The following is a 12,166-nucleotide window of genomic DNA, read 5'->3' on the forward strand; positions in this document are numbered from 1 at the left end:
GTTCACCCCATGAAGAAGCCCGCAGCCATCATCATGCTGATCCTCGGGATCCTGATAACGCTTCCGGGCCTTGCCGCGCTGGCGGGCGGGGCCGTGGCGTCGGCGGTGGGAACCATCCAGGGGGACGGATACCTGACGTCCGGCTCATCGCGTTTCTCCGTGAGTTCATTCGCCCTGACCTCGCCGCGGGCAGACGCCATTGGAGACGACGTTCCCGGCAGGCTGCCCTTCGACGTCGGAACCCTGCGGCTGCGCGTTGAATCAGTGACCCCGGACAAACCGGTGTTCATTGGCATCGGCCGGCAGGCCGACGTCGAACAGTACCTCTCAGGCGTGCACCACTCGGAGCTGCTGAACATCCGCCAGCGGCCGTTCCGCGCCGAATACCGCGATGTACCGGGCGGCAACCCGGCATCACCGCCCGCGGACCAGCGCATCTGGACCGCCTCCGCGTCGGGAACGGGACAGCAGGAGCTCACCTGGAACATCACGCCGGGCGCGTGGGAAGTGGTGGTGATGAACGCCGACGCCTCCCCCGTGGTTGATGTCCAGGCGCAGGCCGGCTTCCGTTCGGACCTGATCCGGCCGGCAGCCACGGGCCTGCTGGTGGGCGGGATCATCGCCCTGCTGATCGGCGTTCCCCTCATCATCTTCGGGGCCGCGGGTCTGGGCCGGCACGCCGCACGCCCTGACGGCGGGCGCCCCATGGGTGGTCCGGACATGGGTGGTCCGGACATGGGTGCGGGCGCGTATCCGGCAGCGGGATATCCGGGAACCGCATATCCGGGAGCGCGGGCAGTGCCCGAAGCCGTTCCCCCGCCCCAGCCATCCGCGGCGGGACCGGGAGGCCGCCCCGGCTACCCCGCGCGGCTCTTTGGTGAGCTCGATCCCGGGCTTTCACGCTGGATGTGGCTGGTCAAATGGTTCCTGGCCATACCGCATGTCATCCTCCTCTTCTTCCTCTGGTTCGCGTTCGCCATCACCACCATCGTGGCGGGGTTCGCCATCCTCTTTACCGGCCGTTATCCGCGGGCACTGTTCGACTTCAACGTGGGCGTCCTGCGGTGGAACTGGCGTGTGGCCTTCTACGCCTACGCCGCCGTGGGCACCGACCTGTACCCGCCGTTTACGCTCAAGCGCGCCAATTACCCGGCCGATTTTGACGTGGAGTACCCGCAGCGGCTCTCGCGCGGACTGGTCCTGGTGAAATGGTGGCTCCTGTCCATCCCGCATCTGCTCCTGGTGGCCGCTTTCGCAGGGAGCACGGAAAGCGTCTGGCGGTGGCAGTCGGAGGACAACGTCCTTGGGGCCACCTACGAACGGGTCTCCGGGCCGTCCCTGCTGGGGCTGCTGGTGCTGATAGCGGCAGTGATCCTGCTGTTCACCGGCCGCTACCAGCGGCCGCTGTTCGACTTCATCCTGGGCATCAACCGCTGGATTTACCGTGTCCTGGTGTACACCGCGCTGATGCGTGACGAATATCCGCCGTTCCGGCTGGACCAGGGCGCCACCGAACCGGAGGGGCCCGGAGATGTGGTTCCCACCGGGGGCGTGCCGCCTGCGGGTGCGCCATGACCTTCGGCCCTAGCCCCGCCGCGCGCCTGCAGGCATGATGGGCCTGACACCGCGGGTCCGACGAGGGAGCAAACATGAGCATTGCCGGGGCACCAATAGCCAGGATCGTTGTAGGCGTCGATGGGTCGGAGGCGTCCGTGGAGGCGCTTCGGCAGGCCCAGCGGATGGCCACTCCCCTTGGCGCCAAGGTCCAGGCCATTGCCTGCTGGGAGTACCCGCAAATGTACAGCGGTTACGTGATGATGGGCGTCGAGGGCTTCGAGGAGGGGGCCCGGAAGGTCCTGGACGATGCTGTGGCGCAGGCCTTCGGAGACGAGACACCGGCCAACGTCAGCTCGACCCTTGTGCGCAGCCATCCCCGGGAAGCGCTGATCGATGCCAGCCGGGACGCCGACATGATCGTGGTGGGGCGCCGGGGACACGGCGGGTTCGGCGGCCTGCTCCTTGGCTCGGTCAGCTCCGCCATCGTTGCGCACGCCCATTGCCCCGTCCTTGTGGTCCACACGGCGGAGACCGAAGCCGACGGTTCCAAGGGTTCCTGAACGGAACATCGGCGGCAGGCACGGCTGACTTCCAAGGCAGGTGATGGTGGTGCCGGCCAGTGACGCACGACGACGGGCGCCCGCCATAGCGCTCGCCGCCGCCCTGGCGGTCCTCGCCATCATCCTGGCCCTGTTCCTTCCGGCACCCACGTCCGGGCCGCCGTCGGCCTCCCCGTCCCCATCACCGGCGCTCCCATCGCCGCTGCCGGGACCAACAAGTCCGCCGGCCCCGGGCAGTTCCCCGCCGGCAGAGGAGCCGCAGGAAACCGATACCCCCGAAGCAGGCCAGGCTCCGGTCGAGCCACCTGTGACCGTTCCGCCGGTGCCAGTGCCACCGGTTCCCGAACCGGAGCCGCCTGAAGCGCCGGCCCAGCCTCCGGAACCGGCCCGGCCGGCGCCGTTTCCGGAATCCCTCCGCGGCCAGGACCTGACCGTCATTCCAGGGGCAGGCCGTGTCGTGGCCCTGACCTTCGATGCAGGAGCCAACGCGGCAGGGCTGCCAAAAATCCTGTCGGCCCTTGCAGCCCGGGGCGTTGCCGGGACTTTCTTCCTGACCGGCAACTGGGCGGCGAACAACCCGCGGGCCGAGGCGCAGATCGTGGCCGCCGGGCACCGTGTGGCAAACCATTCGATGACCCATCCGGGGTTCACCAGCCTGGGAGATGACCTGATCGCGCAGCAGGTGCGCGGCGCCGAGGAGGCCATCCTGGCTGCCGGGGCCGACCCCAGGCCGCTGTTCCGGTTCCCCTACGGCGAACGCGACACCCGCACCATCGCGGCGGTCAACACCCTGGGGTACGTGTCCGTGAGGTGGACCGTGGACACCCTCGGCTGGAAAGGCACCAGCGGCGGCGCCAGCATCCAAACGGTGGCCGACCGCGTCCTGGCAGGGCTGCAGCCCGGCGAAATCGTCCTCATGCACATCGGGTCCAACCCCGACGACGGGACGACGCTGGACGCCGACGCCCTCCCCCAGGTCATCGACCGCATCACGGCCGCGGGGTACGGTTTCGCCACCCTCGACGCCGTGCTGGGACACTGATCAGGGCGGCGGCACCCGTGGCGAAGCACAGGCCCTCCCGGAACAGCCACGTGACGGCCCGGCAGCCGGACCCGTCCGGCAGTGGCACCGGACCCGGAGACGCCGGGGATACGGCCCACCACGGATTGCCCGTCCACGAGGTGGTGTTGCTGCTTGAGACGGATGCCGCCAGGGGCCTTGACCAGGAAGAGGTGGCGCGCCGGCGTGCCCAGTTCGGCGTCAACGAGCTGCCGCGGTCACAGCGCGCAGGCATCGCGCGCAAACTCGGACGCCAATTCAACAATCCGCTGGTCTATGTGCTGTTGGCCGCTGCCGTGGTCACCGTCTTCCTGGGCGAATTCCTTGATTCCGCCGTTATCCTTGCAGTGGTCCTGGTCAACACGCTGATCGGCTTCGTCCAGGAGGTCCGGGCAGAGGCGGCCCTGGATGCCCTCCATTCACTGGTCCGCACGCATGCGGCCGTGATGCGCGGCGGCGAACGGAAGCATGTCCCGTCCGAGGACCTGGTCCCCGGCGACCTCGTCCTGCTGGAAGCCGGCGACAAGGTACCGGCCGACCTCCGCCTGGTACGCCTGTCCGCCCTGCGGGTGGACGAATCCGCACTGACGGGCGAATCCGATCCCGTAGCCAAGGACGAGGTGGTGCTGCCTCAGGTCACGCCCGTGGCGGACCGGCGGAACATGCTGTACAGCGGCACTCTGGTGACCGCGGGAACCGGTGCGGGAATCGTGGTGGCCATCGGCGGCGAAACCGAACTCGGCGAAATCCACCGACTCATGGGTGCCGTCCGGCCCGTGGCCACGCCGCTGACCTTGAAACTGGCACGTTTCAGCACCACCCTCACCGTCGCCATCCTGGCCCTCGCCGCCGTGGCGTTCCTCGCCGGACTGGCACATGGCGAACGGCCGGGACAGATGTTCACGGCCGCCGTCGCCCTGGCCGTGGGGGCCATCCCCGAGGGACTTCCCGCCGCAGTGACGGTCACGCTTGCCATCGGCGTGCGGCGCATGGCCCGGCGCCGTGCCGTGGTGCGCCGGCTGCCCGTGGTGGAAACGCTGGGCAGCACCACGGTGATTTGCTCGGACAAGACGGGAACCTTCACCGAGAACCAGATGACAATCCGTGCGCTGTGGACGCCCTCCGGGTGGTACGACGTGACAGGCTCCGGCTACGGGCCGGAAGGACACATCACCCCGTCGGCCGGACAGCACCCCGCCCCACAGCACCCGGACGGCCGGAACCTGGCCGCCGGTGTGACACGTCCCGGCGGTGCCGCGCAGCCCGGGGATGCTGCGCTGCCCAAGGATGATGCGCTGCAGTGGTCGCTGTTGGGCGGAGCAGCCTGCAATGACGCCAGCATCCGCAGGGAGGGGGCCGGCTGGCAGGTGCGCGGTGATCCCACGGAGGCCGCGATGCTTGTGGCGGCAGGAAAGGCCGGCATCAAGGTGCAGGACTTCCTGGCTGCCAACCCGCGGCAGGCAGAGCTGCCCTTCACGTCCGAGCGGCAGTTCATGGCCACGCTCCACGCATCCACGCTCCCGGAGGACGGCGGCACAGTGTTCGTGAAAGGCGCCGTGGAACGTGTCCTGGAGCTCTGCGCCCACGAAATGGACGGCCAGGGCGCCGACAGGCCCGTTCGCAGGCACGCCGTGCTCGGTGCAGCCCACGCGCTCGCGGACGACGGGCTCCGGGTCCTTGCCACGGCCATGATGAGCCTTCCCGCCGGTTCGGGCCCCCTCTCCGCCACGGAGTTGCGGGGCCGGATGACCCTGACCGGGCTTCACGCGATGCACGACCCACCGCGGGAAGCAGCCGCAGCCTCGGTGAAGGCGTGCCAGCGCGCAGGCGTGGGCGTGAAGATGATCACCGGGGACCACGTGCGCACCGCCGTCACGGTGGCAGCGGCCGTGGGGCTGGCTGCTGACAGCGCCGCGGGGACAGCCCTGACCGGGGCGGACCTCGATGCCATCCCGGCGGACCGGCTGCCGGAGGCCGTAGAGCGGGCCACGGTGTTCGCCCGGGTTTCACCGGAACAGAAGCTTCGGCTCATCGGTGCCCTGCAGTCCCGCGGACACGTGGCCGCCATGACCGGGGACGGCGTCAACGATGCACCCGCCCTTCGCCAGGCAAACGTGGGCATCTCCATGGGGCGCAGCGGAACGGAAGTGGCCAAGGAAGCATCGGACATTGTCCTGACGGACGATGACTTTGCCACCATCGAGGCGGCTGTCGAAGAAGGCCGTAACGTCTTTGACAACCTGACCAAATTCATCGTCTGGACCCTCCCCACCAACATGGCCGAAGGCCTGGTGATCCTCGTGGCCATCCTGCTGGGGGCGACGCTGCCCATCCTGCCCACCCAGATCCTCTGGATCAACATGACCACCGCCGTCGCCCTTGGCCTGATGCTCGCCTTCGAGCCGAAGGAACCGGGACTGATGTCCCGCCCGCCGCGCCCACCGGACCGCCCCCTGCTGACGTGGGCGCTCACAGTGCGGGTCCTGCTCGTTTCAGCCCTCCTGGTGGCCGGCACGTGGTGGCTCTTTGAACACGAGGTGGCCACCGGCGCCTCTGTTGCCCAGGCCCGCACGTCGGCCGTGAACCTGTTCGTGGCCGTGGAAGTTTTCTACCTTTTCAGTTGCCGGTCCCTGACCCGGCCGGCCTGGCGGATCCATCCATTCGGCAACCGGTGGCTCCTCGTCGGCGTCCTGGTCCAGGCAGGCGGCCAACTGGCCCTCACCTACACACCGCTAATGAACGGGCTCTTCCACACGGCCCCCATCGGAGCCGACGCCTGGTTGCGGATCCTTGGGCTGGCCCTGCTCGCGTCCCTGGCCGTCGCCGTGGACAAGCGGCTCCGGCGCCGCGGCTTCTAGGACCCGGTCCCACCGGAAAGCCCTGCAGCCGCGGGCCGAAACAGGACCAATGACTCTCCCCCGGACCCCTGCGGGAGCCCAATACTGGAACGGAAAGCAGACGGCTGGCGTCCGCCTTTCAGTGGACCGGAGGTCGCGGAAGTGTACGGCTGGAACGACGGCATGGGCCTGTGGGGCTATGTCCTGATGAGCATCAGCATGGTGGTGGTCTGGGGAGCAATCATCACCGGCATTGTCCTGCTGGCCCGTTCCCTGCGGGCACCCTCCCCGTACGGTGCCCACCCTCAACCCCCTCGGGTGGCAGAAGACGTCCTGGCTGAGCGCTTCGCCCGCGGGGAGATCGACGCTGCCGAGTACCAGAACAGGCTGGCCGTCCTGCGCGGCCACCCGGGTACCTGAGTCCGCGGCTCCCGCAGGCAATGGACAGTGGGGTGCAGCGATGCTCTCTGAATTCGAAAAACGCGAACTCGACCTGATCAGCCACGGCCTGGAAGCGGAAGACCCCAAGCTGGCAGCCCTGCTCAACAAGGATGCCTTTGCGCTGACACTCCGTACCCGCTTCCGGCGGGGGCTCGTCCTTGTCGCAGTGGGCGCCTGCCTCCTGCTTCTTGGGCTGGTGGTCCGGGTCCCCTTGCTGGGCATCGCAGGTTTTGCGGTGATGAACGGGGCTGCCTATTGGGCAATCAAGGACCTCCGCTGGTCCCTGCGCACCACGAACCGGCATGTCACCCAACTGGAAGGCAACAGCGAATGAACGCGGTGAACGGAAAGGATGCCTCCGCCGAGGCCCAGGCGCTGCAGGCAGTCGAGGCGCACCACGCCGACATGCTGTGGCACCTGAACGGTCTGGTGGGCCTGCTCACGGAGGCCGTGGAGGCGGGCGATCCCGGCGCCGGGCAGGAAACGCAGGCCGCCCTGCTGGACTGGTGCGACAAGGAGCTGGTGCCGCACGCGCTGGCAGAAGAAGGACCCCTCTACAGTGGGCCGCACGGCATGCCGGAGGCCCGGCTGCTGGTGGACGGCATGCTGGCCGAGCATCAGGTCATCGTGGGCCTGGTCGATGAACTCAGGACGGCCGATGGCGTTGCTGCAGCGGTGGCAGCCGGCGCCATCCAGCGGATCTTCGCCCTCCACCTGGACAAGGAGAACCGGCTCCTGATGCCCTTCGTCGTCGCATCCCCTGGCCTGTCACTCGCCCAGGCGGTCGAAGGACTTCACGAACTGGTGGGGGAAGGTGCGGCCCACCACCACGGGCAGGGCCACCACGGACACTAGGACAACCGGGCACACGGACACGCGGGCACACGGACGACGGCGGCGGGCCGGGTCCCGGAGCCAGGGCCCGTGGGCGTCAGGTCACCGCGGCGTCAGGGCAGCTCAGGGCAGCACAGCAGACTGGGCCTGGGCAGCATTGTCGCCGGCTCCAGCCTCCGGGGCGTGTACCACCAGCACAGGGCAGTGCGCGTGGCTCACGCAGGCAGAACTGACGGACCCTGGCACGAAGTTCCCATGCCCCCTCCTGCCGACAATCAGCAGCGACGCGTTGCGGCTCGCGTCGATCAGCGCGGGGCCGGGCTTGCCGCGCACCAGGCGTGGATGCACAAACGCCGGAATTTCCCCGAAAGCGTCCGCCAGCGCCTGCTCCAGCACCTGGTGGGCGGCATACTTGAACCCCTCGATCCCTACGGCCAAATACACGCCGTAACCGGCTGGAACGTCCCAGCAGGCCCAGGCCTCCACAGTCGCGGACATGGGTTCCGCCATTGCCCTGGCCACCCGGAGCGCGGCGACGGATGCCTCGGAACCGTCCACCCCCACAATGATCCTGGGGCGCCGATCGGGGCGCCGATCGGAAGCAGGCACCGCTGCCCCGTTCCCTGCTGTTGCCACGTTGCCTCCTGTCGCCGTCCCACCCCAGCGTGTCCCTGAACCGCTGCCTCGAACAGGGCCAAAGGTCATCACGGGTGCACCAGTGCCATGGTGCCATGCGCAGCACCGGCAGCGACATGGGGTGCCCGGCGGACTTTGGTCCCTTCCGGCACAACGCCCGGCAGGGAACAATGGGACCCAGGCCCTTCCGGGGCCTGGCCCGCGCAGGCGGGACGGGGTGGTGAAGATTTTGGGAGCGTTCGGTGCAGATGCATGAAACTGGGGCTGATGAAGCGGCAGGATCTTCCGGGCAGGTCCGCGTGTTCATCCTTGATGACCACGAACTTGTCCGGCAGGGGCTGAAGGACCTGCTGGAAGGCGAAGGGTTCCTTGTGGTCGGCGAGAGCGGATCCGCGGCCGAGGCCACGCGGCGCATCCCCGCCCTGCACCCTGACATCGCCATACTGGACGGCCGGCTTCCGGACGGCACCGGGATCGAGGTCTGCCGGGATGTGCGTTCACTCGATCCCCGGCTGCGCTGCCTGATCCTCACCAGCTACGACGACGAACAGGCCCTCCGTGGGGCGGTCCTGGCCGGCGCGTCAGGGTACATCCTGAAGCAAATCAGGAGTGATGACCTCCTGGCGGGTATCCGCCGGGCCGCTGCGGGCGAGTCCCTTTTTGATCCGGGAGTCGAACAGCAGATCATTGCGGGGCTGTCCACGGTGCCCACCGACCCCCGGTTGGACGGCCTGAGCGCGCAGGAGAAAAAGGTGCTGGCCCTGATCGGCCAGGGGTTGACCAACCGCCAGATCGGCGATGACCTGTTCCTGGCCGAGAAGACCGTCAAGAATTACGTGTCGTCCATCCTGGCCAAACTGGGTTTCGAGCGCCGGACACAAGCCGCCGTGTACGTTACCAAGAGCTCCACGGACTCTGCCTGAACCGCACCCTGGCCGGGACTTACGCCAGCGGCACGGACCATTTCACGCAGGTGCCCCCGCCGGGGACACTCTCGATGACGCAGCTGCCCTTCAGTTGCCCGGCGCGGTTGCGCATGTTTGCAAGGCCGCTTACCTGGACAGGTTCGGTGAAGCCGTGGCCGTTGTCACTGATGAGGAGCTCCACCTGGTCCTGGCCAACGGCGACCGAGACCTGGATTTCGTCTCCGCCGGAATGCCGCAAAGCGTTACTGAGGCCCTCTGACGCCACCGACAACAAATGGACAGCCACGTCTTCCCCGATCGAATCGACCGGTCCGTCCAGGGAGACCTTGGGAGTGACGGCGTAACTGCGTGAGCTTTCCCGGACCACGCGCAGGATACGGCCCGTCAGGGGTTCGCGTTCCTCATCCGCGGTCCTGAGCGAGTAGATGGTGTCCCTGAGCTTTCGGATGGTGTCATCGAGTTCGGTGGTCACGGCGGCAATCCGTTCGTGCGCCACCGGGTCCAGGGTGTAGCGGCGCAGGGTCTGGATGCTGAGTCCGGCAGCAAACAAGCGTTGGATCACCAGGTCATGGAGGTCCCGGGCGATCCGCTCCCGGTCGGTGAACAGGAGGTTTTGTTCACGCAGGGCATTCACCCGCGCCAGGTCCAGCGCCAGCCCAATCCGGCTCCCGAAGATGGCACTGGACTCCGCCTCAGCCTGGTTGAATGCGGGCGCTCCTTGTGCGCGGGCCAACAGGAGGACCCCGTTGTCGCCGGCGCTGTGCCCCAGCGAAAACACAAGGACGGAGCCGAGCTTCTCTGCCATCTTGTCTTCGAAAACCTGCCGCGGGTCCTGTGCCACGAACGACCCGCCGTTCTGGATCACGCCGGAGACCGCCTCGGAGGCTATCAGTTCCTGGCCTGTCTGGAGGCCCTGCACGCCAAGGCAGGCCCTGCACCGCAGCGCACCATCGCCCGCCGGCACGGCAATCACCGCAAGCGCCGAATCGGACACCTTCAAGGCGGTCTCGGCAACGGCGTCCAGGCCGCCCGCGTCCCCCGGTTGCGGGGTCATGATCAGGCGGCTGCTCAGCTCCATGCCTGCCTCCAGCCATTTCTGCCGGCGGCTGCTGTTTTCAAAGAGGCGGGCGTTCTGGATTGCCACGCCGGCCGCGGCCGCCAGGGCAACGGCAAGGTCCTCATCCTCCACGGTGAAGTCCTCCCCGCCCTGTTTCTCGGTCAGGTAGAGGTTTCCGAACACTTCATCCCGGACGCGGACGGGGACGCCCAGGAAGGTCCGCATGGGCGGGTGGTTCGGGGGAAAGCCTGAAGTGATGGGATGCCGGCCGAGGTCGTGCAGGCGCAACGGCTTTGGGTCACGGATGAGCAGGCCCAGGACGCCATTGCCCGTGGGCAGTTCGCCGATGGAACGGATGTCTTGTTCGTCGATGCCCACAGTGATGAAGTGGCTCAACCGGCGGTCCTCGCCGATGACACCCAAGGCTCCATACTTGGCGCCCACCAGGGCGCAGGCGGACCGCACCAGGCGGTCCAGGACGGTTTCCAGGCTGAGGTCCTCGGCGAGGGCCACCACCGCGGCCAACAGGCCGTTAATCCGCTCCTGGTTGTCCGGCAGGCCATCTCCCCGGACGGTGAAGTCCCGCTGCAGGTCTTCCACCGGATCCCTCATCGGAGAGTGCCAAGGCCGCTCAGTGCTCACGTCCCACCTCCTGCGGCAGGAACCTGCGGCGCTGCGGGTCCTTGGCGCGGTCTAAGTGCACGAAACGGAAGTGCCGGCCTCCGCCCCCAGTGCCGCCTTCACCTGGGCATGAAGACGCTTCGCCTCCCATTCTAGGAGAGCCGGGGGGAAAATACCCTCAGTGAGCTTGGTAATGGGGGGCATGCGGGGTGCGGGACCTTCTTCCCTATCCTTGGCAAGCCGGCCGCCCTAGGCTACGGCCATGAACAGCGCAGCGGCAGAACCGGAAATCAAGGAACTCGGCGTCCACGATTGCTGGCGATACCTCAGGTCAACGTCCCTTTGCAGGATTGCCTTCACCGACGGCGGCACCGTGGAGAACTACCCGGTGAATTTTGTCCCCACCAACGGCACGTTGCTCATGCGTACCGGCGAAGGAACAAAGCTTGCTTCCCTGACGGACCGGAAAGCGGTCGCCGTCGAGGCGGACGGAATGAACCAGTACGGCACCATCGCCTGGAGCGTCGTCCTGAAGGGCCATGCCATGGTGGTGTCCGATGAAGAGGAAACCAGGGATGCCATGGAGGCCGGCCTGTCCCCCTGGCAGCCGGGTCAAAAAAATATCCTGATCCGGATCACGCCGGAGAAGATCACCGGCCGGAGGTTCGTGATCGCCGCTCCCACCCATTGGTGGCCGCCGCGGGAGCCCACCGCAGACTAGCCACCCAGCCCGACCTGACACCCCTCACCAGAACCCCCAAAGGATGGTTTCCCATGGCACCTGCCAAGCCAATCGCCGTCGGCATCTCAGACACTGCGGCGTCCAATGCCGCCCTGTTGTGGGCAGCAGCCCGGGCCAACCGGCTCAAGTGTCCCCTCGCCGTCGTGAACGTTGTGGACGACCGGTGGATGGCGGCGGAAGTGCTTCCCTACCTCGAAGTCCTGCGTGAATCAGGCCTGGGCCTCCTGAAGGAGGCCGGCGAAAAAGCCGTCGCCGCCGAACCCGGCCTGCAGATTTCGCTCCAGCTCCTCGAAGGAGGAGTGGGGGCGGCACTGGGTGACTATTCCAAGAACGCCTCCATGCTTGTCCTGGGCACCAGCGGGCACAACCGCGGTGCGCTGACGGACCGCGCGCTGCAGGCGGCTGCCACGGCTGAGTGCCCCGTTGCTGTCATCGGTGAGGGCCAGGCGGAGGGCCGCGGCATCCTGGTTGGCGTGGATGGGTCGCGGGAGTCAACGCAGGCAGTGGCGTTCGCGGCCGCCGAAGCTGATGCGCTCGGTGAGGAACTGACGGTGCTCTACGCTTTCACCGGCCCCAACCGGTGGATCGCGGCCGGGCTCCCGCAGAGCAGCTTTGCCACCCATGTGGTCGAGGAAGAGCAGATCGTGCTCTCCGAAACCGAGGCGGGACTCCGGCAGGACTATCCGGACCTGGTGGTGCACACCGTGATGGAAACCGTGCTGGAGCCGGCGGACGCCCTGCTCCGGGCCGCTGCAGGCGCCCGGCTGCTGGTCCTGGGCAGCCGCGGAAAGGGCGGCTTCGAAAGACTCGTGCTGGGTTCCACGGCGCACGCGGTGCTGACCCAGCCGCCGTGCCCCACCGTGATCACCCGCATGCACAAGCACAACGGCTGACC

General features: G+C 67.7%; 12 protein-coding genes. 10 read left to right on the forward strand and 2 right to left on the reverse strand.

What is annotated here, in order from left to right:
* Positions 1-9: 9 nt before the first annotated feature.
* The 7 genes from PUN51_RS05750 to PUN51_RS05780 all read left to right on the forward strand — a co-directional run bounded on the left by PUN51_RS05750 (position 10) and on the right by PUN51_RS05780 (position 7,310).
* On the forward strand, positions 10-1,575 hold the full coding sequence (locus tag PUN51_RS05750) for a DUF4389 domain-containing protein (protein WP_275180208.1): 1,566 nt from the start codon (positions 10-12) through the stop codon (positions 1,573-1,575).
* Positions 1,576-1,649: 74 nt separating this feature from the next.
* On the forward strand, positions 1,650-2,117 hold the full coding sequence (locus PUN51_RS05755) for a universal stress protein (RefSeq protein ID WP_224026193.1): 468 nt from the start codon (positions 1,650-1,652) through the stop codon (positions 2,115-2,117).
* Between the two features lie 43 nt (positions 2,118-2,160).
* Positions 2,161-3,159: a polysaccharide deacetylase family protein gene (locus PUN51_RS05760; RefSeq protein ID WP_224026194.1), complete on the forward strand. Its 999-nt coding sequence runs from the start codon at positions 2,161-2,163 to the stop codon at positions 3,157-3,159.
* A 17-nt stretch (positions 3,160-3,176) separates the two neighbouring features.
* Complete coding sequence (locus tag PUN51_RS05765) at positions 3,177-6,035, forward strand: cation-translocating P-type ATPase (protein WP_275180209.1); 2,859 nt, start codon at positions 3,177-3,179, stop codon at positions 6,033-6,035.
* A 141-nt stretch (positions 6,036-6,176) separates the two neighbouring features.
* Entirely contained in the window at positions 6,177-6,434 is a 258-nt protein-coding gene (locus tag PUN51_RS05770; RefSeq protein ID WP_275180210.1) for an SHOCT domain-containing protein, read from the forward strand.
* 40 nt (positions 6,435-6,474) lie between these two features.
* Entirely contained in the window at positions 6,475-6,789 is a 315-nt protein-coding gene (locus tag PUN51_RS05775) for a DUF3040 domain-containing protein (RefSeq protein WP_159635445.1), read from the forward strand.
* Entirely contained in the window at positions 6,786-7,310 is a 525-nt protein-coding gene (locus tag PUN51_RS05780) for a hemerythrin domain-containing protein (protein ID WP_275180211.1), read from the forward strand. The genes PUN51_RS05775 and PUN51_RS05780 overlap by 4 nt, the downstream gene beginning before the upstream one ends.
* A gap of 102 nt (positions 7,311-7,412) precedes the next feature.
* Here PUN51_RS05780 and PUN51_RS05785 read toward each other — a convergent pair whose 3' ends face one another.
* Entirely contained in the window at positions 7,413-7,925 is a 513-nt protein-coding gene (locus tag PUN51_RS05785) for a universal stress protein (RefSeq protein ID WP_275180212.1), read from the reverse strand.
* Positions 7,926-8,173: 248 nt separating this feature from the next.
* On the opposite strand from PUN51_RS05785, the gene PUN51_RS05790 reads away from it, so the two are divergent.
* The gene (locus PUN51_RS05790; protein ID WP_159631855.1) at positions 8,174-8,848 is read left to right on the forward strand and encodes a response regulator; all 675 of its coding nucleotides are present in this window, start codon (positions 8,174-8,176) and stop codon (positions 8,846-8,848) included.
* A 19-nt stretch (positions 8,849-8,867) separates the two neighbouring features.
* Here the strand turns inward: PUN51_RS05790 and PUN51_RS05795 are convergent, their stop codons facing one another.
* Complete coding sequence (locus PUN51_RS05795; protein WP_275180281.1) at positions 8,868-10,520, reverse strand: GAF domain-containing sensor histidine kinase; 1,653 nt, start codon at positions 10,518-10,520, stop codon at positions 8,868-8,870.
* Positions 10,521-10,791: 271 nt separating this feature from the next.
* Between PUN51_RS05795 and PUN51_RS05800 the strand changes: the two genes are divergently transcribed.
* Together PUN51_RS05800 and PUN51_RS05805 are read left to right on the forward strand one after the other, a co-directional pair.
* The gene (locus PUN51_RS05800) at positions 10,792-11,250 is read left to right on the forward strand and encodes a pyridoxamine 5'-phosphate oxidase family protein (protein WP_224026199.1); all 459 of its coding nucleotides are present in this window, start codon (positions 10,792-10,794) and stop codon (positions 11,248-11,250) included.
* Positions 11,251-11,303: 53 nt separating this feature from the next.
* A complete protein-coding gene (locus PUN51_RS05805) occupies positions 11,304-12,164 on the forward strand; it encodes a universal stress protein (protein WP_275180213.1) in 861 nt (286 codons plus the stop codon).
* Positions 12,165-12,166: the final 2 nt, after the last annotated feature.

Source organism: Arthrobacter sp. NQ4 (assembly GCF_029077345.1).
Lineage (GTDB): Bacteria > Actinomycetota > Actinomycetes > Actinomycetales > Micrococcaceae > Arthrobacter.

Excerpts from the sequence above, each read along its gene's own strand:
- PUN51_RS05805 (WP_275180213.1), top strand. The coding sequence starts at position 11,304 with ATGGCACCTGCCAAGCCAATCGCCGTCGGCATCTCAGACACTGCGGCG.
- PUN51_RS05755 (WP_224026193.1), top strand. The coding sequence starts at position 1,650 with ATGAGCATTGCCGGGGCACCAATAGCCAGGATCGTTGTAGGCGTCGAT.
- PUN51_RS05790 (WP_159631855.1), top strand. The coding sequence starts at position 8,174 with ATGCATGAAACTGGGGCTGATGAAGCGGCAGGATCTTCCGGGCAGGTC.
- PUN51_RS05750 (WP_275180208.1), top strand. The coding sequence starts at position 10 with ATGAAGAAGCCCGCAGCCATCATCATGCTGATCCTCGGGATCCTGATA.
- PUN51_RS05780 (WP_275180211.1), top strand. The coding sequence starts at position 6,786 with ATGAACGCGGTGAACGGAAAGGATGCCTCCGCCGAGGCCCAGGCGCTG.
- PUN51_RS05775 (WP_159635445.1), top strand. The coding sequence starts at position 6,475 with ATGCTCTCTGAATTCGAAAAACGCGAACTCGACCTGATCAGCCACGGC.
- PUN51_RS05800 (WP_224026199.1), top strand. The coding sequence starts at position 10,792 with ATGAACAGCGCAGCGGCAGAACCGGAAATCAAGGAACTCGGCGTCCAC.
- PUN51_RS05795 (WP_275180281.1), bottom strand. The coding sequence starts at position 10,520 with ATGAGGGATCCGGTGGAAGACCTGCAGCGGGACTTCACCGTCCGGGGA.
- PUN51_RS05760 (WP_224026194.1), top strand. The coding sequence starts at position 2,161 with ATGGTGGTGCCGGCCAGTGACGCACGACGACGGGCGCCCGCCATAGCG.